This window comes from Micavibrio sp. TMED2, assembly GCA_002168225.1.
In the GTDB taxonomy this organism is placed as follows: Bacteria; Pseudomonadota; Alphaproteobacteria; order TMED2; family TMED2; genus TMED2.
Genome location: NHBH01000009.1, coordinates 814112 through 838662, shown reverse-complemented (window position 1 = coordinate 838662; position 24551 = coordinate 814112). Strand labels below are relative to the sequence as shown.

General features: G+C 59.5%; 22 protein-coding genes. 10 read left to right on the top strand and 12 right to left on the bottom strand.

What is annotated here, in order from left to right; all coding sequences use genetic code 11:
* Positions 1 to 90 precede the first annotated feature (90 nt).
* Positions 91 to 1254 carry a ribonuclease D gene (locus tag CBB62_15525; GenBank protein ID OUT39759.1) on the top strand — a complete coding sequence of 388 codons (1164 nt, stop codon included), beginning with the start codon at positions 91 to 93 and terminating at the stop codon, positions 1252 to 1254.
* 85 nt (positions 1255 to 1339) lie between these two features.
* On the opposite strand, the gene CBB62_15520 is transcribed toward CBB62_15525, so the two are convergent.
* From CBB62_15520 to CBB62_15510, 3 genes are all read right to left on the bottom strand, one after another.
* Positions 1340 to 1762, bottom strand: a complete 423-nt coding sequence (locus CBB62_15520) for a hypothetical protein (protein OUT39758.1) — start codon at positions 1760 to 1762, stop codon at positions 1340 to 1342.
* 103 nt (positions 1763 to 1865) lie between these two features.
* On the bottom strand, positions 1866 to 3377 hold the full coding sequence (locus CBB62_15515; protein ID OUT39757.1) for an exopolyphosphatase: 1512 nt from the start codon (positions 3375 to 3377) through the stop codon (positions 1866 to 1868).
* Positions 3378 to 3464: 87 nt separating this feature from the next.
* Positions 3465 to 5720 (bottom strand): RNA degradosome polyphosphate kinase, encoded by a 2256-nt coding sequence (locus CBB62_15510; protein OUT39855.1) that lies wholly within the window; start codon positions 5718 to 5720, stop codon positions 3465 to 3467.
* 292 nt (positions 5721 to 6012) lie between these two features.
* Here CBB62_15510 and CBB62_15505 point away from each other — a divergent pair, with 292 nt between their 5' ends.
* Both CBB62_15505 and CBB62_15500 read left to right on the top strand, forming a co-directional pair.
* Complete coding sequence (locus tag CBB62_15505) at positions 6013 to 6585, top strand: hypothetical protein (GenBank protein ID OUT39756.1); 573 nt, start codon at positions 6013 to 6015, stop codon at positions 6583 to 6585.
* A gap of 3 nt (positions 6586 to 6588) precedes the next feature.
* Entirely contained in the window at positions 6589 to 8193 is a 1605-nt protein-coding gene (locus CBB62_15500) for a hypothetical protein (GenBank protein ID OUT39755.1), read from the top strand.
* Positions 8194 to 8211: 18 nt separating this feature from the next.
* Here the strand turns inward: CBB62_15500 and CBB62_15495 are convergent, their stop codons facing one another.
* The 4 genes from CBB62_15495 to CBB62_15480 all read right to left on the bottom strand — a co-directional run bounded on the left by CBB62_15495 (position 8212) and on the right by CBB62_15480 (position 12210).
* The gene (locus CBB62_15495; GenBank protein OUT39754.1) at positions 8212 to 8991 is read right to left on the bottom strand and encodes a 3-oxoacyl-ACP reductase; all 780 of its coding nucleotides are present in this window, start codon (positions 8989 to 8991) and stop codon (positions 8212 to 8214) included.
* 19 nt (positions 8992 to 9010) lie between these two features.
* On the bottom strand, positions 9011 to 9724 hold the full coding sequence (locus tag CBB62_15490) for a hypothetical protein (GenBank protein OUT39753.1): 714 nt from the start codon (positions 9722 to 9724) through the stop codon (positions 9011 to 9013).
* Positions 9717 to 10829, bottom strand: a complete 1113-nt coding sequence (locus CBB62_15485) for an AI-2E family transporter (GenBank protein ID OUT39854.1) — start codon at positions 10827 to 10829, stop codon at positions 9717 to 9719. Before CBB62_15485 ends, CBB62_15490 begins: the two co-directional genes overlap by 8 nt.
* A gap of 79 nt (positions 10830 to 10908) precedes the next feature.
* Entirely contained in the window at positions 10909 to 12210 is a 1302-nt protein-coding gene (locus CBB62_15480) for a hypothetical protein (GenBank protein ID OUT39752.1), read from the bottom strand.
* Positions 12211 to 12280: 70 nt separating this feature from the next.
* On the opposite strand from CBB62_15480, the gene CBB62_15475 reads away from it, so the two are divergent.
* Together CBB62_15475 and CBB62_15470 are read left to right on the top strand one after the other, a co-directional pair.
* Complete coding sequence (locus CBB62_15475) at positions 12281 to 13375, top strand: phosphoribosylformylglycinamidine cyclo-ligase (GenBank protein ID OUT39751.1); 1095 nt, start codon at positions 12281 to 12283, stop codon at positions 13373 to 13375.
* A complete protein-coding gene (locus CBB62_15470; protein OUT39750.1) occupies positions 13372 to 13992 on the top strand; it encodes a phosphoribosylglycinamide formyltransferase in 621 nt (206 codons plus the stop codon). Before CBB62_15475 ends, CBB62_15470 begins: the two co-directional genes overlap by 4 nt.
* A 353-nt stretch (positions 13993 to 14345) precedes the next feature.
* Here CBB62_15470 and CBB62_15465 read toward each other — a convergent pair whose 3' ends face one another.
* The 3 genes from CBB62_15465 to CBB62_15455 form a co-directional block, all read right to left on the bottom strand.
* Complete coding sequence (locus CBB62_15465; protein ID OUT39749.1) at positions 14346 to 14768, bottom strand: nucleoside-diphosphate kinase; 423 nt, start codon at positions 14766 to 14768, stop codon at positions 14346 to 14348.
* Between the two features lie 125 nt (positions 14769 to 14893).
* Entirely contained in the window at positions 14894 to 15409 is a 516-nt protein-coding gene (locus CBB62_15460) for a DNA polymerase III subunit chi (GenBank protein ID OUT39748.1), read from the bottom strand.
* A gap of 23 nt (positions 15410 to 15432) precedes the next feature.
* A complete protein-coding gene (locus CBB62_15455) occupies positions 15433 to 16983 on the bottom strand; it encodes a leucyl aminopeptidase (GenBank protein ID OUT39853.1) in 1551 nt (516 codons plus the stop codon).
* A gap of 341 nt (positions 16984 to 17324) precedes the next feature.
* Between CBB62_15455 and CBB62_15450 the strand changes: the two genes are divergently transcribed.
* The 5 genes from CBB62_15450 to CBB62_15430 are packed head-to-tail and all read left to right on the top strand — an operon-like array spanning position 17325 to position 22840.
* Entirely contained in the window at positions 17325 to 18518 is a 1194-nt protein-coding gene (locus CBB62_15450; GenBank protein ID OUT39747.1) for an LPS export ABC transporter permease LptF, read from the top strand.
* A gap of 3 nt (positions 18519 to 18521) precedes the next feature.
* A complete protein-coding gene (locus CBB62_15445) occupies positions 18522 to 19619 on the top strand; it encodes an LPS export ABC transporter permease LptG (protein OUT39746.1) in 1098 nt (365 codons plus the stop codon).
* Complete coding sequence (locus CBB62_15440) at positions 19612 to 20931, top strand: hypothetical protein (protein OUT39745.1); 1320 nt, start codon at positions 19612 to 19614, stop codon at positions 20929 to 20931. Before CBB62_15445 ends, CBB62_15440 begins: the two co-directional genes overlap by 8 nt.
* 21 nt (positions 20932 to 20952) lie before the next feature.
* On the top strand, positions 20953 to 21984 hold the full coding sequence (locus tag CBB62_15435; GenBank protein OUT39852.1) for a 4-hydroxythreonine-4-phosphate dehydrogenase PdxA: 1032 nt from the start codon (positions 20953 to 20955) through the stop codon (positions 21982 to 21984).
* Positions 21974 to 22840, top strand: coding sequence for a 16S rRNA (adenine(1518)-N(6)/adenine(1519)-N(6))-dimethyltransferase (locus CBB62_15430; GenBank protein OUT39744.1), 867 nt, complete (start codon positions 21974 to 21976; stop codon positions 22838 to 22840). The genes CBB62_15435 and CBB62_15430 overlap by 11 nt, the downstream gene beginning before the upstream one ends.
* 2 nt (positions 22841 to 22842) lie before the next feature.
* On the opposite strand, the gene CBB62_15425 is transcribed toward CBB62_15430, so the two are convergent.
* Positions 22843 to 23526, bottom strand: coding sequence for a guanylate kinase (locus CBB62_15425; GenBank protein ID OUT39851.1), 684 nt, complete (start codon positions 23524 to 23526; stop codon positions 22843 to 22845).
* Between the two features lie 111 nt (positions 23527 to 23637).
* Positions 23638 to 24549 carry a YicC family protein gene (locus tag CBB62_15420; GenBank protein ID OUT39743.1) on the bottom strand — a complete coding sequence of 304 codons (912 nt, stop codon included), beginning with the start codon at positions 24547 to 24549 and terminating at the stop codon, positions 23638 to 23640.
* Between the last annotated feature and the right edge of the window lie 2 nt (positions 24550 to 24551).

Genomic DNA, 24551 nt, shown 5'->3' with positions numbered 1-24551 from the left:
CGGAAGCGACGAGCGAATTTCTTGTCGCTTACAAGCTCTGGGTTTAAATTCCCGACAATATTCACTGACCGTTACCACATACGGATATGTATGCCCGTCATTACAAAATCTGACGACCTCGCCGCGCTGGCAGAACGTTTGCGCGATGAGCCCTACTTGACTGTTGATACCGAGTTTCTGCGCGACAGCACCTATTACGCCAAACTCTGCCTTGTCCAGATCGCCGGCAAGGACGAGGCCGTCTGTATCGACCCCCTCGCCGATGGCATCGACCTACAACCGCTTTTCGACCTGCTCTCCAATCCCAAGATACTCAAGGTCTTCCACGCCGCCCGGCAGGATCTGGAGATTTTCTATCAACTGATGGGAAAAGTTCCGACCCCGCTGTTTGACAGCCAGATTGCCGCCATGGTCTGTGGCTATGGCGAGAGCGTTGGCTATGAACAGCTCGTTCGGGAAATCGCTCACCAGACACTGGACAAAAGCAACCGGTTTACCGACTGGTCGCGCCGCCCCCTGACCCAGAAACAGATCAAATATGCCCTCGGCGATGTCACCCATCTGCGGGTGATCTACGAACACCTTGCCAAGCAGATCGCCAAACAGGGACGCGAGGCATGGGTGCGTGAGGAAATGGATATTCTCACCGATTCCGCAACCTATGAGATGAAACCGGAAGATGCCTGGCAGCGTCTGAAGCTGCGCAGTACCGAACCGCTGTTCGTCCTGACCGCCCAGATGCTGGCCACATGGCGCGAGACCGAGGCCCAGCAACGCAATCTGCCGCGTAACCGCGTGCTGCGTGATGATGTGATCCTCGAACTGGCGGCTCAGCGCCCGACAAATGCTGACAGCCTTGGCCGTATTCGCGGTCTCGGCGGCAATGCCAAGGGAAAAACCGGAGAAGCCCTGCTAAAGGTTATTCAACAGGCCATGGATACCCCGAGCGATAAACGTCCAAAGCTGGAGCGCAAAAAACCGATCAACAGTAAGGCAGCTGCTTCGGTTGAGTTACTCAAGGTCCTGCTGAAAGGCCGCTGTGCCGCCCATGGCGTCGCCTCAAAGATGGTTGCCACCTCTTCCGAGCTTGAGGGGCTGGCTGATTTCGCCATCAACGGCACCGGCGATGCCAAGGATATTGCCGCCCTGCGTGGCTGGCGCCGCGCCGTCTTCGGTGAGCCCGCCGAACGCCTGATGCGCGGAGAACTGGCGCTGGCGATGAAGGATGGCAAGGTGGTCGAGTTCGAGGTTTGACGCCTCCAGATTACGCTTGGGCCAACAAAAAAGCCGCTGATGCGATTATCAGCGGCTTTTGTTTGTCTGGCATCAGGGGCAACAATCAGATTTGTGCGCGTGCCTGAAAGGTATTCTCGAGCTTGGCAGGCACATGGGCTGCCGGATTGCTCGCGGGGACTTCGGAGTCTCGGAAATGGCGCTTGTACAGCTCTTCCGCCGGACCGGCAGAGTTGCGGATCATGCCATGAACCCGCTGGGCCCATGGCTCAGTGCGGTATGGGGCCGAGGCGACCATGCCCAGATCAGGGCCGATACGCTTGAGGAAATCGGTCATGTCCTTGGTGGCCGGATCGGTGCTGGCACCATCGCGCTTGAGCACGGCGGCGATGCGGGCACTGAGGTCGGCAGGCTTCACGCCCGGCTCGTTGCTGTCATTGGCGACAATCTTGCTGGCTGCCGTCGCGGCGCCAATTGCCTCAAGGGTTACGGTCTCAACTGAATCTGAACGAAGAAATGCTGCGCGCATGGGGGAGAACTCCTGTTTGCGTCAATCACTCATGTTCGTATACGCCCGTTTTAAGAAAGCTGCCCATTTTTAGACAGAATTCAAAAGCTGACATCAGCAGGAGCTATGCCGCCTCGTCCGTCGAAGGCTCGATGGCCGGATTGACGCCGACAACCTTGGCAACGGCATTGAGACGCCGCTCAACCACGTCGGTCACGAGGTCGGAAAATGCCGCCGGCACCTGCAGGATCAGGCGCTTGTCATTGAGAATGAGCGGCATGTGATCGAGTACGTTTTCAGCACCGCCACACAGATTCTGCCCCAGTCTCAGTGCGTTACCGAGCAATTCCGCCTTACGATGCAGACGGTCATCCAGCACATGGGATGCAACTGCATGGGCATCGAACTTACCGCCATAGCGGCGATGCAGCACCGTTGCCAGAAAGACCCGCTCCGGGTGAGTGATGCCGACCATGGTCGAGCGCAAGACCCGCAGGAAGGCATGTTCGGCACGGTAGTCGGGGTGCTCAGCCCAACAGAAGTCACTGAGCAGACAGGACGCCCGGCGCAATCGCTCTTCCGATGCGGTCTCCTCGGGAAACAGGCTTCTGGTCCAGCGGAACAGTGCCGCCGAACCGTCAAACCGGCTGTTGCGCGCCTCGATCGAGCGGCAGGAATAGAGCAAGGGGTCAAGCGCCTGCTGCTTTGCATCCAGACGGTCGAACATCAGCCCTTCTCGCAGGCCATAGGACGAGAACGACAATTCCTTCGGTCGCAATTCCTCAAGCAATACGCGCATCAGCAGGGCAGCATGGGGAATGACATCAATCCGGCGACTGGACAGGCTCGACATCTTTTCCAACGAGCTGCGTGACTGTTTCGACAACAGATCGGTGAAATCCACCGCCTCGGCATAGGGCATGGCATAAGCATGGACGATATGGATCGGGTGCTTGACCTGCTCCATATGCGCCTTGGCAATGGCCCGCCATGCACCACCCACCGCATATAGCCGCTTGCCGCGCTTTTCCTTCAGCCAGTCACAGGCGGCAAACTGCTTGCGGATATATTCGGCTGCTTCTTTCTGGTTCTTGAAGCTATCGGGGAACTTGAACGGGCCGAGCGGCAGGCTGGTGTGATGGTGATGCTGTTGATCGGCAACCGAGACCAGCTCCAGCGACCCACCGCCGAGGTCACCGACAATGCCATCGGCATCGGGCATCCCGGCGATAACCCCCATGGCGGCAAGGCGTGCCTCTTCCTCACCCGAAATCACCTCAATATCCAGTCCGGTATCACGGTGAAGCTTATTGGCAAACTCCACACCATCTTCAGCCGTCCGCAGCGCCGCAGTAGCAGTCGCAAAAACAGTGCTTACCCCAAGCCTGGATAGCAGGCTGGAAAATCGCGTGAGTGTTTTGGCCGCCAGTGCCTTGCCCTCGGGATTAAGGTGCCCATTCTTGGCAAGACCACGGCCAAGCCCGCACATCTGTTTCTCGTTGAACAGGGTCAACGGCGTGCGATCAAGCCGATCAAAGACAACCAGACGGACGGAGTTCGAGCCAATATCGATAACGGCGATCCTGTCGTCATTATTGTCAATGGACTTGCGCGGCGCGGGGTTCTGATCTGGCATAAATACAGTGTGGTTACGGGCTGTTCCCCGTGGTCATACGGTGGCACAGCGCTGAGAGCAAGAACAGCATCGCATTAACAAACGCCGCTAGCGCCTGCGCCGTTCATCGAGGCTCAATGTCGGTGGACGGTGTTGTTCCTGCATCGCACTGCCCCGACCGGACAGGCTCGGATTGGTCATGAAGTAACGATGCGCGGAAAACCGCTCTTTCGGGTCGGCATCCTCGGGCAGATGGAACCGCTCATACTGCCCGTCAGGCTGCATCACCCAACATTGTTCGGTGTCTTTGAGATTGGCGACCATAATCTGGTTCAGCACCTGTCGGTGCACCGTCCGGTTCTCGATCGGGACCAGGGTTTCTATCCGGCGATCAAGATTGCGCGGCATCAAATCAGCCGAGGAGATCATTACCAACGCCTCATCCGACGGCAGACCACGGCCATTACCGAAACAATAGATACGGCTGTGCTCCAGATGGCGACCGACGATGGAATAGACAGTGATGTTTTCCGACAATCCCGGGATGCCGGGCCGCAGGCAACAGATGCCGCGCACAACCAGTGCGACTTTCACACCGGCATTCGATGCCTCATACAACAGATCAATCAGCGTATCATCGACCAGAGAGTTCATCTTGAACCAGATCGCTGCCGGCTCGCCCGCTTTGGCGTGCTCGATCTCCGCCTTGATTGACTGCTCAAGCTTCTCCCGCAGGTTCAGCGGTGCAATCGACAGCTTGTTCATCCGGGATGGCTTGGCATAGCCGGTCATATAGTTGAACAGCTGTGCCGCATCGTAACAGAGCATCGGATCACAGGTGAAGAATGACAGGTCGGTATAAATCTTTGCCGTGATCGGGTGATAATTGCCGGTGCCGAGGTGGACATAGGTCCGCAAACCCTGCGCTTCCTTGCGTACCACCATAGAGACCTTGGCATGGGTTTTGAGATCGGCAAAACCGAGCACCACCTGCGCGCCGGAGCGTTCAAGGTCGCGGGCCCAGCGCAGATTGGCTTCCTCATCGAACCGGGCGCGGATTTCCACCATGGCGGTAACCGATTTGCCCGCCTCGGCGGCCTCGACCAGTGCGCTGATGATCGGAGAGTCCTTACTGGTCCGGTACAGCGTCTGCTTGATCGCGATGACATCCGGATCGCGTGCCGCCTGCCGCAGGAACTGCACCACCACATCGAAGCTCTCATAGGGATGGTGGACCAGAATGTCCTTGTGCCGGATCGCGGCGAAGCAATCGCCGTTGAAATCGCGAATACGCTCGGGGAACCGGGCCTGATAGGGCGGAAACAGCAGATCCTCGCGCTCGTCGAGGATCAGCTCCTTGGTATCGACAAGGCCGAGCAGACCATCGAAGACGAAGCAATCCTCGGGATCGGCTTCCAGTTCCTCGCGCAGAAACTCACGCAGATCGGCGGGCATGCGCTGTTCAAAGGTCAGGCGGATCACCTCACCGCGCTTGCGCCGCTTCAAGGCACTCTCGAAGGTGCGGACGAGGTCTTCCGCCTCTTCATCAAGCTCGACCTCACTGTCCCGGATCACCCGGAACGCTCCACTGCCGACCAGTTCGAATGGTGGCGGGAACAGATGATACAGAAACTCGATAACCATGCGTTCAAGCAGGACAAAACGCGCGGTACCGCTGGCATCACCGGGCAACCGGATAAAGCGCGATAACCCGTTCGGCAGCGGGATCAGCGCATCCATATCCTCGTCACTGTCGGCATTGCGCAGCTTGATCGCCAGCGCAAACCCCTCATTCGGAATGAACGGGAACGGATGCGCCGGATCAATGGCAATCGGCGTCAGCACCGGGAAGAAATCGGCGAGAAACTTGTTCTCCAGCCATTTCAGGTCTTCCGGTTCGAGATCATTGGTGCGCACCACCCTGATCCCCTGCTCCGCCAGCTCCGAACGTAGGGTGCGGTAACAGGTCTGCTGATCCTGCATCAGTTCCGCCGCACGCTGGTTGATCACGGTGAGCTGTTCCGACGGGGTCAGCCCTTCCGGAGTCAGCTTCCTGAAACCTTCCGCCTTCTGACCGATCAGACCGGCCACGCGAACCATGTAGAACTCATCCAGATTGCTGGCCGAGATGGACAGGAACCGGACCCGTTCGAGCAATGGGTGGCTGGCGTTATAACTTTCCTCAAGCACCCGCTGGTTGAACGACAACCAGGACAACTCACGGTTGATAAACCGGTTGGGATCATCGGTTGCGATCGCCTCGGGCACCGGTGCATCACGACCGGTTGCTGGGCGGATTTTCAGGGCATTCTCACCCGGCTGTATCTCCGGTATCTGGTCGATAACCATATCCGGCAGCGACATATCACCATCGAAATCACCGGATTCATCCGCACTCTCATTGCTGGCTAGCGCGGGGTCGAGGGATGGTGTTTCGGTCATGCTCACAACAAAGGGGTGCTGAATTCGGCAGGCTGCAATGGTATGCTGGGAAACATATACAGGAAAACACGCCGCAATCACCAGCGCCAAACGACAGTAAAAACGGTTTTTCATCAATAAACCGCCTGAGAAAACAGACACTTGGTCAAGTTGCTTGGCTAATATTCGTTCTATCAACAAGCGATAATAAACAAACCGGAGACAGGTGAGGAAAATGTCAGAAGCAGCACAACCGGATGAGGACAGGCCGAGGCATCGGCTCATCCTCTTGCGCCACGCCAAATCGGCATGGGATCAACCGGAACTGGCCGACCATGACCGGCCACTGGCACCACGCGGGGTTCGTGCCGCCAAATCCATGGGCCTGTTCATGGCGGAACAGGGCCTGCTACCCGATCTGATCCTGTGCTCCTCAGCGACCCGCGCACTGGACACACTGGAACTGGCCGAACGCAAATGGAGTACCAGCATTACCGCCGAGATTGATCGCGGCCTGTATCTCTGTGGCGTCGAGGGTTTCATCCGGCGGCTGCGGCAGGTGGAGACGGCACCGCGCAGCATCATGATCATTGCCCACAACCCTGACTTGCATGATTTTGGCCTGTCCCTGCTCAGACCCGCCGATATGGATAGCGAGGGTGCCATTGCCATGCGCCGGAAGTACCCGACTGCCGCACTGGCCGTATTCGATCTCGACATACCGGACTGGTCCGCACTGCCCGATGCGCCAACAGGCGATCTGGCCCTGTTCCGCACACCCAAATCACTGATGGCCATGGCGGGGTAAGCGATGGCCGCATCCGGCAAGATCAGGCAGGGCGATAAAACCGGCACGGCCAAGCCAGCGGTCAGTGAAGAAATCGAACTGAAATTCACCCTGCCCCCGGCCCGGCTGAAGCAACTCGCCGAACACGGATTGCCGGACATTAAAGCCGCGGCACCCCGCGCGGTGAAGCTGATCAGCCGTTATTACGATACGCCCGACCGCCTGCTCTGGCAGAACGGCATCGCCCTGCGGGTCCGCAACAAGGGCGATCAATGGCTGCAGCACCTGAAATGGCGCGGTAGCGACAAGGGCTTTGCCGGTGGTTCACGGCGACAGGAATGGGAATGGTCGCTGAACGATGCCGAACCACGGCCCGAAATTCTCGATCTGGCATTTGGCGACAGCATCACCCTGCCGCTGGAGTGGCACCGATCACTGGAACCGGTGTTCGAGACCGATATCACCCGGCATATCCAGAATATCGACCTCAATGGCACCCTGATCGAAATCGCCTATGACCACGGCGTCCTGCGCGCCGGTGCTGCAGAACAGGTTCTGGCCGAGGTGGAGCTTGAGCTGAAAAAGGGCGATGAAAATACTCTGTACCGGCTGGCCGAAATCCTCGTCACCGCAAGCGGTGCCCGGCTGGCCGGGGGCAGCAAGGCCGAACAGGGCTACCGGCTCGCCGATGGCCGTTATCCGGTGGTGCAAAAGGCCAAACCGGCGCAACTCTCACCCACGGACAGCGCCGCCACCGCCCTTGCACGGCAAGCGGGAAAGACCCTTGGCGATCTGCTGGCCAACCAGTTTGTCGTGTTTGCCGACAGCAGCCCCGAGGGCGTGCACCAGATGCGGGTATCACTCCGCCGACTGGATGCGATCACCCGCCCCTTGCGTGCGCAACTTGAAGCCTCACCATGCGGCACCTTGCTGACCGAACTCAAATGGCTGCGCGGCAAGCTCGGCAGTTTGCGCAACTGGGATGTGTTCCTGTCCGAGACCCTGCCCGACCTCCGGCACTGTCATATGGATGATGAAGACAACATCGCTGACTACCTCCAGCCCGCCGCCGACGCCTGTCGACGTGAAGCGCGGGCAAGGCTGATCTCGGCATTGAATGACCAACGCTATGCCGATCTGCTGTTACGCCTGACGCAACTGGCCACCGGCCAGACCAGGCTGCCCAATACCATGCAACAGGAGTTCAGAGCGATTGGCTCCCGCTGGCTGATAGAACAGCTGGACCGCATGGACAGGCGCGGACAGAGGCTGCACAGCCTCAAACCGAGACGCCAGCACCGGTTCCGCCTCAAGGTCAAAAAGACGCGCTATGTCGCTGATATTGTGAGTGAACTGACTGGAACCAGTCATCTAAAAACAGCCACTAAGGCAATGGCGAAGCTGCAGGACAAGCTCGGGCAGCAGAATGATATGTTCACCGCCATCGACCTGCTGGGACGCCTCTCGGAACATGCCTCACTGCGCGGCAATCAGGATGCGGAAACAGCCCTTGGTGAACAGCAGGCGATCTGGCGAACGGCGCTGGAACATGCGGATCCAAAACTGACAAAACGCTGGCAGAAGGTCCGCCGCAAGGCCGATGACTGGATCATCGACCCGAGCCACTAGCGAAAGACAGGCAATAGATCAGAGCGTGCCCCGGAAGGCACCACCATCGAGTACCAGATTTTGCCCGTTGATGAAACCGGCCTTGTCGCTGGCCAGAAACGCACAGGCAGCACCGAACTCCACCGGATCACCGAACCGGCCCGCCGGGTTCTGCGCCATACGCTCGGCCCGAACATCGGCAATCGGTCGTCCGGTCTTGTCGGCAACGGCACCAAGGGTGCTTTTCAGCCGGTCGGTCTCGAACGGTCCCGGCAGCAGATTGTTGATCGTGATCCCGTCACCGGCCAGTTGCCGCGCCAACCCGGCCATAAAGCCGGTCAGACCGGCGCGCGACCCGTTGGACAGGCCGAGCAGCTCGATCGGTGCCTTGACCGCCGCCGAGGTGATATTGATGATCCGACCAAATTTGCGCGCCGCCATGCCATCGACAACGGCCTTGCTCAACATGATCGCGGTCAGCATGTTGGCATCGAGCGCCTTGATCCAGTCATCCCGGCTCCAGTCCCTGAAATCACCGGGCGGCGGGCCACCGGCGTTGTTGACCATAATATCCGGCGTTGGACAGGCCAGCAGTGCTGCCGCCTGTCCTTCTTCTGTTGTGATGTCACCAGCGACATAGCCAACCTTCTGACCAGTCTTCGCCTCGATCTCGCGCGCGGTGGCGATCAGCTGCGCCTCATCACGGGCGGTGATGGTAACGGCACAGCCCTCGGCGGCGAGCGCCTCGGCACAGGCGCGCCCCAGCCCCTTGCTGGCGGCACATACCAATGCTGTTTTTCCGGTCAGGCCCAAATCCATGATTTTATGCTCCCTGGCACTAAAACAATGACTGATCTTGTTCGTTCAATATTTCCCGTGCAAGCGGCACGGTAATCCGGCGGTGTTTGGCGAGCGACAGCTGATCCAGTGCCGCCACCAGATCACGAATGGCAGCATAGGAACGCTCGACCCGCGCCAGCAGGTAATCCACTACTTCCTGTCCGACGATCAACTGTCGGTCGGCAAGCTGTTTCACCAGTAGGGCTGCCATCATGGCGTCATCGGGTGCCGCCAGTGTGATAACCGGCGATGCCTTGAGCCGGGATTCCAGATCGGGCAGCGCCAATCCCCAGCGCGCTGGTTGCTGTGCCGCCGTCAGCAGCATCGAGCCACCCTCGGCCCGGACATGGTTGAACAGGTGAAACAACCCCTCTTCCGCCACCGGATCACCGACAATCCGGTCAGCCTGATCGATGGCCAGCAATGGCGGTTGTTCGCGTCCGCCGATCTCGGCAATCAGGTCAGGTGCCAGTTTCTCAACCGGCAGGTTTTCCGCACCACTCTGTTGTTGCCAGATGGTCAGGAGGTGGGACTTGCCGGCACCCGGTGGGCCGACGAGGACGATAACCGGCGCGGGCCAGTCGGGCCAACGGTCACACCAGGCGAGAGCCGCCTCATTGCTCGCCCCGACCATATAATCGTCGCGCCCGAACCGTGGCGCATTCTCCAGCGGCAGGGCGATCTGGTCGGCTGCTGAAATCGTATCAGCCATTCTCGCCTGCGCCGGTTGTCTCGCTTACCGCCGGGGCAGCCTCAACCGTTTCGCCCCCCTGATAGACGGCGGATTGCTTGTAACGACTGATACCGAAGCGGATAAGTACCCCGATAATCGCCGCAACCGGCACCGCCAGCATCAGCCCGGTAAACCCGAGCAGCGAGCCGCCAACCATCAGGGCAAAGATCACCCAGACATCATGCAGGCCGACACTGCCGCCCACCAGACGCGGGGTCAGGTAATTGCCCTCGACCAGCTGTCCGCCGAGGAAGATGGCGGCGATAATGCCAACCATGGTCGGGTCCTGAAACTGGAAGATCGCAACACCGATACTGGCAACCAGCCCGAAACCGGAACCGATATAGGGGATAAAGGACAGCAGGCCAGAGGTCAGGCCGATCACAAAGCCGAAGTTGAGCCCGGCGATGCTGAGCGCGATGGCATAGAATGAGCCGAGGATAAAGCAGACGGTCAGCTGTCCGCGCACAAAACCGGCCATGGTCCGGTCAATATCCTGCAGGATACCGCGAATGGTCGGCGCATGTTCCTTTGGCAGCAGGTCGTCAACAATTTTGGTTATATGCGGCCAGTCACGCAGCATGTAGAAGGCCACGAGCGGGGTCAGCAGAACCACCGACAGGATATTGGCAATCGCCGCACTGCTGGTGACAATCCCCTCGATCAAGCCGCCGATCCATGACAGGAACGAACCGGCATAGTTACCAGCGGCACTGCGCAGCCGCTCCACATCTTCGCTTGAGAACTGGGCGGTAATATCGGCAATCCGGGGACCGATCACATCCTTGATCTGTCGGGTATATTCCGGGATGGCGGCAATCAGGTCGGCCACCTGCTGCTTGATCAGCGGTGCCGCAATCAGGATCAGCAGGATAAAGGCGAGACCAAAGCTGCCGAGCACACAGAGCACGGCGAGCCAGCGCGGCATGCGCCCAGCCGCCAGTTTCTCCACCACCGGGTCGAGCAGATAGGCGAGAGCAATACCGGCAACAAATGGCAGCAGCACATCATTGAGCAGCCAGACCAGCGCGATGAAGACGAGCGCCGCCAGTCCCCAGAACCGCAGCTGGTCCTTGGCCGGGATGGTTGCCTTGCGCGGTGGCTGGGTATCTGGATCAAGCATGGTCTGGTAGCACTATGTTAGGGGCAGCAGAAAGGTTGGCTCAGGACCGTGACAGGGTCAGCAGATAGGTCGGGGTCGAGATCACTGCCCCCTGACGCTGGGGATCATTGATCGCATTGGTCACCGGATCGATCAGGCGTGGCTGGCTGCGGGTCAGATCGCCATCAAGGGATGGATCGACCGACAGCGCCTCCGCCGACAGGTTCAGGCCCTTCTGGGCCAGCAGGCGACGCAGCTCTCCGACACTGCCAAGATGGTCAACGGCGATGCGGGCACGGTTCTTGGCCATGGACAGGATCGTGACACCGGAAATCGCGGTCTCGCTCGCCAATAGGCGCTGTACCTGACGCCATTCGCCGAGGGAACTGATCGCCACCGCCATATTGATACGCCCGCTCTCGGTCGACAGGGTCACGACACTGGCCTGTTTCCAGGCACGGTTCAGGCGATCGAGTACTGCGGCACGGGCGCGGTACATGAGTTCAGTTTCGCTCTCCCCGGCATTTGCCGACAGGGTGATCGAGGTGGTGTCGATCAGGCCGAAGATACGTTCACCGGCCCGTACGCCCTCACCCCGGATGGCACGCCCGAACTCGGTATATTCCACGGCAAGACGCAGCGGCGCTGTATCTGACGCCGGGATCACACGGGCCGCCGCAACCAGAACCGATTCCGCACCATAGCGGTTGCGCAAATTGACAATCGCCTCTTCCGACCCGGCCATGACCTGATCCACATTGCCTGCCACCATATCATTGAGGCCGCCGGACGGTATCATCAGGCTCAGAAGCTGATACTGGCCGGATGCGTTCTGCCAGATATCGCGCCACGGGTTCGGGGAGTCCCAGAGCCGGTTGCCGAAATCACCCTGCAGTACCGGCAGCACCAGCATCGGCGGGCGGAACGCTTCGGAGAACCCGACACCGTTCTCCCGCAGGAAGCGACGGATCTCCTGTGGTTTGAACTGGACCGTAAACTCGCCGAGATAGCGAACATTGGAGCTGCGCTCACCGGCAATCTCGAAATTCTCCACCAGATTGCCCGGATTGGCCTCGGCCAGTTTCGAGGCACCGACACTATCCAGCAGGGTCAGACGCTGCAGCAGGATTGAGAGCGCACGATTCTGCGCCTGTGCGATGGCCTGCTCACGTGCCTGCACGGCGTTCTTGGCCGTAACATCCACATTGATGCCGGAAACGGTATGCAGGGTTGCAAGCGACGGTTCAGCCTTGGCAAAGCCGGAAAAACCGAGCACAACCACGAGGAACAGGGCGCCAGTCAACAGGGCTGGTATCTGATTTTTTACTATTCTCATCACGCAAAGCATCTGCGGCCATTGCATTGGCCGTAAGGTCCGTTATGTTCGCGGGCACTATAACAGCCACCCATTTGTCAGCCAGCTATAACCCACCGTGACACAAGAAACTAGAACCAGTCAGACATACCGCGATGCCGGGGTCGATATCGATGCCGGAAACGCACTAGTCGAGGCAATCAAGCCACTCGCCCGTTCAACCGCCCGTCCCGGTGCCGATGGTGCCCTCGGTGGCTTTGGCGCGGCCTTTGATCTGAAGGCTGCCGGTTACAAGGACCCGATACTGGTCGCCGGAACCGACGGTGTCGGTACCAAGCTGAAACTGGCGATTGAAAGCGATACCCACCACACGATCGGCATTGATCTCGTCGCCATGTGCGTCAATGACCTCGTGGTACAGGGTGCCGAACCGCTGCTGTTCCTCGACTATTATGCCACCGGGCGTCTGAGTGTTGAAACCGGCCGCGCAATCCTGAGCGGTATCGCCGAGGGTTGCCGCCGCGCCAACTGCGCACTGATCGGTGGCGAGACCGCCGAGATGCCGGGTCTCTATGACAAGGATGATTACGACCTCGCGGGCTTTTCTCTCGGCGCGGTTGAGCGTGAGGAAATGCTGAAAGGCGACCTCACCCGTCCTGGTGATGTTATGTTAGGCATTGCCTCTAACGGCTTGCATTCAAACGGTTTTTCTCTTGTGCGCCAGGTTATCGAGCAGCAGGGTCTGAGCCTCGACGCACCGGCGCCATTTGATGCCGGACAGAGCCTCGCCAGCGCCCTGCTCGCCCCGACCAAAATCTATGTGCGTTCCTGCCTCGCTGCCTTCAGAACCGGGCATGTGCATGGCTTCTGTCACATCACCGGCGGCGGGTTGCCCGAGAACATGCCACGCATCATGCCCGATGATGTGACCGCCGTTTTCGACATGAACAGCTGGAAACCGGCACCGGTATTCGGCTGGCTGTCAAAGGCCGGAAATATCGTCCCGACCGAAATGCTCCGCACCTTCAACTGCGGTATCGGCATGGTTGTGACCGTGCCCGCCGATCAGGCCGATGCGGTCAGCGCCGTGCTGAAACAGAATGGCGAAACCGTCATGAAAATCGGTCGCATTGAGCAACGCGACGGCGATGAGCCACAGGTTCGCTACGAAAATCTGGATGCAGACTGGCTTGCCTGGGAGCCTGCCGCATGAGCAAGCCCCAAACGAAGAAGCGCGTCGGGGTGCTGATCTCTGGTCGCGGCAGCAATCTGCAATCCCTGATCGATGCCGCCCGCGCCGAACAGTACCCGGCGGAAATCGCCCTCGTTATCTCTGACAAACCCGATGCCTATGGCCTGCAACGCGCCAAAGAGGCAGGAATTGAAACCCGGGTGATCGAGCGCAAGGATTTTGCTGACAAACCGGCCTTCGAGGCTGCGATTGACGACAGCCTGCGTAGTGCGGATATCGAGATTGTCTGCCTCGCCGGGTTCATGCGCCTGCTCTCGCCATGGCTGGTGGATCGCTGGCTCGGCAAGCTGATCAATATCCACCCGAGCCTGCTGCCTTCGTTCAAGGGGCTGGATGCGCAGGGTCAGGCGATCCGCGCCGGAGTGCGCATTGCCGGTTGTACCGTGCATTTCGTCACCGCCGAGATGGATGGCGGGCCGATCATCCAGCAGGCCTCGGTTCCTGTGCTCACTGACGATACCCCCGACAGCCTGAGCGACCGGATTCTAACGCTTGAGCACAAGATTTACCCGGAAGCGCTGGCCATGCTGGCCAATGGCGGGGTCACCCTCGACCGGAACCGCGCAACCTTCGCGTAAAAGATCACTAACCGGTACCTGTTTGGCTTGCATGGCTCGCCGACAGGCACCATAAATCAGTCATGCGGTGTTCAGACACCGTAACCCGTTACACAAATTCATTTGCAGGTAGACAGACAATGGCCGGTACACAACAACCACAACAGGTTTCAGCCGAAGATCTCGAGCGCGCCCAGAATGGCTGGAAGTGGTTCACCAAGGTTTCAACCTATGCCACCATCGCTGTGGTTATCGTAGTTGCGCTTATGGGCATTACCCTGCTCTAAAACAATCCCATAAGACATTGTTGCAAAACAAAAAGGCGACCGGATATCCGGTCGCCTTTTCTTGTTTCACATCACTGGAAGCAACGATCAGCCGACAATCTCGGTCTGGGCGAAGAAGTAGCTTACTTCGCGGGCTGCGCTTTCTGGTGAATCAGAGCCGTGAACCGAGTTTGCCTCAATGCTCTCGGCGAAATCCTTGCGGATGGTGCCCGGATCGGCGTTCTCAGGGTTGGTTGCACCCATGATCTCGCGATTTTTGGCAATGGCGCCTTCGCCTTCCAGAACCTGCAGAACAACCGGACCGGAAATCATGAAGGTCACCAGATCACCGAAGAAAGGACGCTCGCTGTGCTCGGCGTAGAAGCCTTCGGCTTCAGCCTTGGTCAGCTGGGTCCGCTTCTGAGCGACGATGCGCAGGCCGGCATCTTCAAAACGGGTGTTGATCTTGCCGGTCAGGTTACGACGGGTGGCATCGGGTTTGATAATTGATAATGTGCGTTCGACCGCCATGGGGACGCTCTCTCATGCTAGTTGGATTGATGGGAAGCACGGGTCGAACAGTGTTGATCGCCCGACCACTTGTTTAACGGGGCGGTTATATCCATGGGAAGGCGCTGCCGCAAGCCTCAGATGGATTATGCATCCGGGCTATGCGCCGCCTTCTGTTCCCAGCCGCCATTCGGGGTTTCCTGCCAGTAGCTGAGCGCGAAACCGGCATCCCGGTAACTGACCCAGCGCTGGCGGGCATCGGCCACCGCCTGCTCGTTCTGGCCATCGAACAGATCACAGCACATGGCATAGGGCCCGATGGCCGCCGCATCGGCGGTTGCCCCGTCGATCTGCAGCAGAATATCAGCGGCATTCGGCGGCACGCCATCAGTGCCCAGCTGGTCGGTGAGCCAGATCGGCTGGTCAGCAATATGCGCCTCCGCTGCCGCATCACCGGCCAGACCATGCGGCAGAAAGCCGTTCGGATTACCGGCCCAGAGCGCCTTGTCGAGCGAAGCTAGATGTTCCGGCAAACCGCCATAGACAAGTGCGCGCTGACCACGATCCATGATGCGTTGCAGGATCATGCCCAGCGCCCGCTCCACCGGCATACGCTGCAGGTGATAGAACCGTATCTCGGTCGGCGATTTTACATCAGACATTCAGAACAAGACCTTGAATGTGCTTACTTTTCGTAATTGTCCCGGACCAGCTGATCAAGCAGACGGACACCAAATGCCGTGCCACCCTTGGGCGTACGCGGCGTGGTCTTTTCTGACCAGGCCATACCGGCAATATCCAGATGCGCCCATGGCACCTCACGGACGAAGCGCTTGAGGAAATGTGCCGCCGTGGCACTGCCCGCGTCACGCCCGCCGATATTCTTCATATCGGCAGCAGCGGTATCCAGCATCTTGTCATAGGCATCGTCCAGCGGCATGCGCCAGACCTTCTCGCCTACCGTTGACCCGGCCGCGCTCAACCGCCCGGCCAGTTCGTCATTGTCGGTGAACATACCGGCAAATTCCTTGCCGAGCGCTACCAGAATGGCGCCGGTCAGGGTTGCCAGATCGACCATGAATTGCGGCTTGAAGCGATCTTCGGTGTACCAGAGGGCATCGGCCAGAACCAGACGGCCCTCGGCATCGGTATTCAGCACCTCAATCGACTGGCCGGAGAGCGAGCCGATGATGTCGCCCGGACGGGTTGCCTTGCCCGATGGCATGTTCTCCGCCAGCGCGATAACACCGACCGCATTGACCTTGGCCTTGCGCCCGGCAAGTGCCGCCATGACGCCGACCACCGCGGCAGACCCGGCCATATCCCATTTCATGTCGCCCATACCGGCAGGCGGCTTCAGTGAAATACCACCGGTATCGAAGGTGATGCCCTTGCCGACAAAAGCCACCGGCGCGGTCGAAAACTCTTTTTCTTTCTTGGACTTGCCCTTCGACTTTGAAGCCTTGCCGCTCTCCAGCCCCTTGTACTTCATCACCACAAGGGCGCTGTTGCGGTCACTGCCCTGCCCAACGGCGAGCAATGCCTTGAAGCCCTGTTTCTCAAGCTGCTTCTGATCCAGCACCTCGACCTCGAGACCCAGCTCCTCGAGCTTGGCAACGCGCTTGGCGTACTCGTCAGGATAGAGCTCATTCGGTGGTTCACTGACCAGATCACGGGCATAATGCACGGCATCGGCCACGGCCTCATAGCCGGTGTAAAGCGTCCGCGCCTTCGCCGCACCATCAGCGACAATTTTCAGTTTTTTCAGCCCCTTGTCTGACTTCTCTGATTTCTTGTCAGCTTTTTTGGTCTTGTACTTCTCAAAGCTGTAATCGCGCAGCGCACAGCCGAAACCGATGCGGGCGGCCAGTTCGGTCAACTCGATGGCGATATCGTCCGGTGCTTCAAGCAACAGGGTCGCGTCGGTTACCTTGATCTCACCAAGGCTGGCGAACAATCGGCCACCGGCCTCTTCTGCCGCCATATCGGTAACAGCGCTGGCCTTGCCGAGGCCGACCAGCACCAACTCGTCATAATCGAGCCCTGATGGCTTGGTCACCACCTGCACCGAACCTGCGGTACCGGTGAAGTCACGCCGTTTCATGACCGCGGAAATATAGCCGCCGGAAGCCTCATCCAGTTCCTTTGCCGCCGTTCCGAGGACAGAATCGGCAAATACAGGGATGACCAGACTGCCGGATTTAGGCAGGGAACGATCCGAGAAACTAACTTTCAACAAGGCAAAAACCCCTCAATCAAGAACCGGTGGCGAGACTGGAGAGCTGTAAAAATCCCAGCTTTCCCTAGCCTGACAATGATTTATGCACCATATGGGACCTGAGAACCGGTCCCGGCAGGATGATAGAGAATAACGGCTGCACGCAATCAGACGATGCCCGTAACGCTCTAATTTGCTAATACCGCCATAGGGTAGCCATGTTTGGCGGTGAAACAAGCATTCGCTTGGGCCAACCGCATAAAAACGCCGGGCCCGAGACAAAATGCACGGCAATCCATTTGTGACCGCAGCTGTGATCACAGATCTGATGCCGGACCCGCTACAGAGACGAATTAGAAGTGCCGCGTCTGTACAGTTACATTCTGACCCTGCTGATGACAGCGACCGGGCTGATTCTGATCACGCTGGCGGTTGCCCTGTGGTTGACCCAGTCCCTGCGGTTTCTCGAACTGGCGGTCAATGGCGGGGCCGGACTGGCCGAGTTTCTGGCACTGGTTCTGTTCACCCTGCCCAACTTCCTGACTGTACTGTTGCCGATCGCAGCCGGGGTCGGAATTGTGTTTGTTTACAACAAATTGCTCAACGATTCTGAACTTGTTGTCATGCGTGCCGTCGGCATCAGCCAGTGGACACTGGCCCAACCTGCCCTGTTCCTGTCGATCGGCATCATGCTGGCCCTCATGGCCCTGCACACCTATGCCCAGCCGAGCGCCAAATGGCAATTCACCCTGCAGCAGGAACAGCTGGCGGCACAGTTCTCCGATGTCCTGATCCGCCCGGGCGTCTTCAACTCCCTCGGCGGCAACATGACCCTCTATGTCCGCGAACGTGAGGAGCGCGGCGTTCTGCATGGCATCGTGTTTCAGGACACCCGCGATCCGGCAAAGCCGGTGGTGATCATGGCCGAGCGCGGCCAGCTGCGCGAAGGGCCACAGGGGCCACAGGTCATCGTGTTCAACGGTGTCAGGCAGGAAGAAACCGAGCAGCCGGGCCGATTGCAGCAGCTCTCGTTCGACCGCTACACCATCGACCTCGCCCTGTTTACCAAGAATGCCGAAGAACCGATCCCGGAAATCGGCGAGCGTACCCTGTGGCAGCTGCTGTTCCCGAAAGAACCGACCGATGCGGAAACCATGCGCCGCTATCGGGCCGAGGCACACAGCCAGCTGTCGCAACCGCTCTATGGCCTCGCAATACCACTCAGCCTGCTGGCGATCCTGCTGACCGGTGAATTCAACCGACGCGGGCAGTCAAAGCGGGTTTCCTTTGCCTTTCTGATGCTGATCATTCTGGAGGCGGCTACCCTCGGCCTCAGCGATGCGGCCAATCGCGGCTGGTGGGGTGTCACGCTGATGTATGCCGTACCGCTGACCGCAACCGCTGTCTCCCTGCTGGTGCTGACCGGCTCCCTGACCCGGTTGCTGCACCGGAAGCCACCACCGGCACGCGGCAATGATGGCGATACCGGCCATACGTCCGGCTCAACATCGCTTGGCCCGCGCCCGGCCTATGCCCCACAGCGGGAGGGTTAGGCCATGCTGAACAAACTGCCGCTCACCCTGTACCGCTATATCGGTCGTACCTTTGCCGGTTACGTGGCGTTGATGCTCGGTATGCTGCTCGGCGTTGTGCTGCTGTTCGATACCCTTGAGCTGTTCCGGCGGGCCTCGAAGAAGGCGGAACTGGACATCTTTGCCGTTCTGCAGATGAGCCTGCTGAAACTGCCCGAGGTCGGCCAGCAGATCATCCCGCTCGCCATCCTGTTCGGCGCCATGTACGCGTTCTGGAAGCTGACCCGCAGTCAGGAGCTGATCGTCGCCCGCTCCGCCGGGGTTTCGGCCTGGCAGTTCCTGTTGCCGGCACTGGTGATCGGTCTCGGCTTCGGCATCGTCAAGATCACGGTTATCAATCCGTTTTCCTCGGTCCTGATCACCAAATTCGTGGAACAGGAAAACCGCTATTTCCGGGGCCAGACCAGTGGGATCAACCTCGCCGCCTCCGGTCTCTGGCTGCGTCAGGCCAATCCGCAGGGCGAAACCATCATCCATGCCGAAAATATCAAGCCGGAAACCATGGAGATCAGCGACGCGGTCGCCCTGTTCTTCGAGGGCGACCAGTTCATGGGCAGGCTCGATGCCACCTATGGCCGTCTGGTCAATGGCGAATGGCAGTTCGGCCATGCCTGGATCAATGAACCCGGGCGTGCGCCGGTCGAGGTTGAGGGCTATCGCATCAACACCGATCTCACCGCCAATACGATCGAGGAAAGTTTTGCCCAGCCGGACCAGATTTCCTTCTGGGCGCTGCCTGACTATATCAGGACGCTGGAGGAAACCGGCTTCTCCGCCATCCGTACGCGACTGCATTATTACGGCCTGCTCGCCGAACCGCTGCTGTTCGCGGGCATGGTGCTGATTGCCGCCGCCTTCTCGCTGCGCCCGCCGCGGCGTGGCGGCACCTTGATGCTGGTCGCCGCAGGGCTTATGACCGGTTTCGGCTTTTTCTTCCTGCGCGATCTGGCACAGGCTCTCGGCACATCGGAAACCATACCACCAACAATCGCCGCCTCTATCCCGGCCATCTGCAGCATCCTGACCGGCCTCGCCGCCCTGCTGCAATCTGAGGATGGATAGCAAAAAACACGCAACAGAAAAACCAAAAACAATGTTCAGAAACACCAAACAACACATTGTAAAGGCGATATTTTTAGCCATCGCCTTCAGCGCATCACTGGCCTTTGCAGCCCCGCCTGCTCATGCGCAGGTAGCGGGCATTGCCGCCGTGGTCAATGACGATGTGATTTCTTTCTCCGACCTGCGTGACCGCATGGCCATCGCCATCAGCGCTGCCGGCTTGCAGGACAGCGAGGAAATCCGCGCGCGGCTGCAGCCACAGGTGGTCCAGACCCTGATCGACGAAAAACTGAAGCTGCAGGAAGCCAAGCGCCTCGAACTTCAGGTCACGGAAGAAGAGCTGGATGAGGAACTGCGCCTCATGGCCGAACGCAACAGCATGACCCCGGAAGGCTTTGCAAGCATGATCAATGGTCTCGGCATTCCCATGTCGAGCCTGCGGGACCAGATGCGTGCTGACGTGGCATGGCGCAAGGTAATTCAGGCGCGCCTGAACCGGCAGGTGTCGATCAGCAAGGATGACATCGCAATTCGTCGCGACCAGATCCGCCAGCAACAGACCCAGACCGCCTATCTGGTACAGGAAATCTTCCTGCCGGTCGATGATCCGTCGCAATCCCAACAGGTAGAAGCCCTCGCCCGGCGTCTGCTGGAGCAGATCCGTCAGGGCGCGCCCTTCGTCGCCGTGGCCGCCCAGTTCTCCCGTGGTGTCGGCGCGCAGAATGGCGGCAGCCTCGGCTGGGTCCAGCCCGGTCAGCTTGCGCCCGAGCTTGACGCGATCCTGCCGCGTATTGGCGTCAACCGGATCAGCCCACCGGTACGCACTCAGGACGGCTGGCACCTGCTCGCCATCCGTAATGTCCGCGAACCTAAGGCCGCCGAGAATACCAAGGTCAGCCTGAAACAGCTGATTTTTGAGCCGGTTGAGGGACAAAGCGCCAGCGAGCGTATTGCAGCCGCAGCCACTGCCGCCAAGAACATTGCTGACTGCGATGCCATGCAGGCAGCGATTGATGCCTCATCATCCAACCTATCGAGCGATATGGGCGAGGTTACGCTCGGCAATCTCAACCCGACGTTTCAGGCCGCCGTATCCAACCTCTCGGTCGGCCAGATCAGCGCGCCACTCAACCTCGGTGAGATTGCCGCCCTCGTCATGGTTTGTGGCCGTGAGGAAGGCGATCTGACCCTGCCGAGCGACACCGAGATCGAGAACACCCTCAGCCTTGAGCGTCTCGACCTGCTGCAAAAGCGCTATCTGCGTGATCTGCGCTCCGCCGCCTATATCGACCGGCGCACAGCAGAAGAGTAAGGCAGCAGGCAACAGGGCATGATGAAACCGCTTCTTGTCACCATGGGCGACCCGGCCGGGATCGGCGGGGAAATCCTGTTGCGCGCCATCGCCGATGCGCGGCTGAAGACCGGCGATCGCCCGGTCATTGCCCTTGATGACCCTGACCGCCTCAACAAACTCAAACAGCAGTTGGGGATCGACACGGCAATCAATGTGCTTGATGCCACCGATACGTTGGACAGCATTCCTGAAGCAAAATCCGACACACTGCATGTCTGGCCGCTGCCGATGCCAGTTGCCGCAGAGCCAGGCAAACCATCGAGCGACAATGCCGCCGCCATTCTGGCCAGTATCGAGCGCGCTGTTGCCGCAACGCTCGATGGCCACGCTGCCGCTGTCATTACCAATCCGATCGCCAAAGACGTGCTGATCCGCGCCGGGTTCAGGCATCCGGGCCATACCGAGTATCTGGGACAGCTCGCCGAGGATGCGGGACATACTGTGCGCCGTCCGGTCATGATGCTGGCGGGACCGTCTCTCCGCACCATACCGGTTACCGTGCATATCGCGCTCGCCACGGTGCCGTTGGTGCTCAACACCGATCTGATTATCGAAACGGCGGAGATTGCCGCTGCCGACCTCACGGCGAATTTCGGCATCACCCACCCACGCCTCGCAATTTCCGGCCTCAACCCCCATGCCGGGGAAAGCGGCCTCATGGGCAAGGAGGATGACGAGATCATCAAACCCGCCATTGCCGCGCTGCAGGCCAAGGGCATTGATGCCAACGGCCCCTTCCCCGCCGATACCCTGTTTGAACAGAGCAAGCGCAGCTTCTATGATGTGGCGCTCTGCATGTATCACGATCAGGCGCTGATCCCGGTAAAGACACTGGATATGGCGAATACGGTGAATGTCACGCTTGGCCTACCGTTTATCCGTACATCACCGGATCACGGCACCGCCTTCGACATTGCCGGCAAGGGTATTGCCCAACCGGACAGCCTGATTGCGGCGATCAATATGGCGGCAGAGATGGCCGATAAGGGCGAGCATGACAATGACCACTGATCTTGCCAGCCGTATTGCCCATGTGGAGGCCATGCCCAAGCTCAGCGATCAGTTGCAGAGCGAGGGGCTGTGGGCGCGCAAATCCTTCGGCCAGCATTTCCTGCTCGACCTGAACCTGACCCGGCGGATCGTGCGTGAAGCCGGGCTGACACCGGCAATCAATGCCATCGAGATCGGCCCTGGCCCCGGTGGCCTGACCCGGGCACTGGTCGAGGCTGACCTCGCCAGCTTTATCGCCATCGAACGCGACGAACGGTTTGTCGCCTTCCAGCAACCGCTGGTCGATGCCTGCGACGGCTTTTTCCGGGTGATCTCCGCCGACGCCCTGACCGTGAACCTCGTTGAGGCAGTACCGGCCCCACGGGCGATCGTCGCCAATCTGCCCTATAATGTGGGCACGCCGATGCTGATCAACTGGCTTGGCCAGATGCCGGAATTTCACTCACTGACCCTGATGTTCCAGCGTGAGGTTGCCGACCGGATAGCCGCTGCGACCGGCAGCAAGGCCTATGGCCGGTTGTCGGTGCTGGCGCAGCTTTGTGCCAATGTCAGCTATGTTATGACCATCCCGGCCCGTGCCTTTACCCCGCCGCCCAAGATCGACAGTGCCGTTGTCCGCCTGACGCCGCGCGAGCCGGGTCTGTCACGCGAAGAATTTTCCGCACTGGAAAAGGTAACAGCAGCCGCTTTCGGTCAGCGGCGCAAGATGCTGCGCAGCAGTCTGAAAACCGTGTTCGATGATCCGGTTGCAGCACTGGAGGAGCTTGGCATCAAACCCACGGCCCGTGCGGAAGAAATCGCACCGCCGGACTTCCTGCGCATCGCACAGATGCGTGTCGGGACAACAGCGGGCTAGAGCTAGCAGCCCTGCTGCAACTGCCGGACGAAGTCGATCAACCCGCTCTGACGCACGCGCTTGAGGCGTTCGGCCTCGATAATGGTCTGCACCCGCTCAACGCTCAGATCCAGATTGTGATTGATGATCACGTAATCATATTCCGAATGGTGGCTCATCTCGCCAGCCGCCTTGCCCATGCGCTTGGCGATCACCTCGGCACTGTCCTGTGCCCGTGCCTTCAGGCGGCGCTCCAGTTCATCCGCTGAGGGCGGCAGGATGAAGACCGTAACGAGGTCCGGGCGGGCACTGTCCGCCATCTGCTGCGTCCCCTGCCAGTCAATATCAAACAGGATATCCCGACCGGCACTCAGGGCCGCCTCAACCGGCGCTTTTGGCGTGCCGTAATAGTTGCCAAAGACCATGGCATGTTCGAGCAACTGGTTATGCTCCACCAGCAGCCGGTACTCTTCCTCGGTGACGAAGTAATAGTCGCGACCATCCTCCTCACCCGGACGCATCGGGCGGGTGGTGACGGAGATCGACAGCGCCATTCCCGGATTATCGGCCAGCAGGCGGCGTGAGATGGTGGTTTTTCCCGCTCCCGATGGCGAGGACAGCACCAGCATCAGGCCGCGACGCTTGACCCCGGGCGCGGCAATCGCGCCCTCACGGTTCGGCACCTCAGAGCCATCGCCCAAGGGCATGGAGTTGAAGCGCTTTGTCAGGGCGACAAGCGCCTCGGGCAGGCCGTTTTCAGCGGTATTGGCAGTGGTCTCGGTCATGGGGCACGCGGTAGCTCAGAGGGTCATAGCCTGTTATTCAACATTTTGAACCTGTTCGCGCAACTGATCGATGACAGTTTTCAGTGCAAGACCGGTTTTTGTCATGCCGGTCGTGCTGGATTTCGAGCACAGGGTATTAGCTTCCCGGTTGAATTCCTGTGCCAGAAAATCGAGCCGCCGCCCGATACCGCGCCCCTCACCCAGCAACTCGTCTAGGCTCGCCATATGGGCCTTCAGCCGGTCGATCTCCTCACGCACATCGGCCTTGGTCGCGAGCATAACGACTTCCTGCGCCAGGCGTTCCTCGGCAATCGAGACATCCGTCTCTCTGGTAAGTTCTTCAATACTTTGGGTCAGTTTGCTGCGCAGTTCGTCCGGTATGGTCCGGGCCTGACCCTCCGCCTGTACAATCAGGTCACCGAGGGTTTGCCGGTGCCCCTTCAGGATATCGTGCAGAGCCGAACCCTCGGCACGGCGAGCGGTCTGCAGGGCACTGATCAGCGCCTCGATATCCGTTGTGATTGATGCTTGAACCGCCTCGATTGTCGTCTCGAGCTGGCGGGTCGGTTCTGCCTCTTCCAGCACACCGCGAATGGTCAGAATATTGTCGAGACTGACCGTCTGGCCGGTAATGGCAGCGGCCTTGTCGGCAATTTCGGTCAGTTGCCGGACCAGTGATTCGTTTAGCGACATGGCGGTATCGGCCTGATCGCTCTCGATCTGAACCGAGATCGAAACATTGCCCCGGACCAAATGCTTGCGGCACTGCTCCTTGATGATCCCATCGAGCACGTCCCAGCCGGATGGCAGGCGCAGCTTGATATCAAGGCCACGGCCATTGACGCTGCGCGCCTCGAACGTCCAGCGCACGCCCTCGGCACCACCGGCGATATTGGCGTATCCGGTCATACTGGATACCGGTGCGGAGGCAGTCTTATCAGTCATGG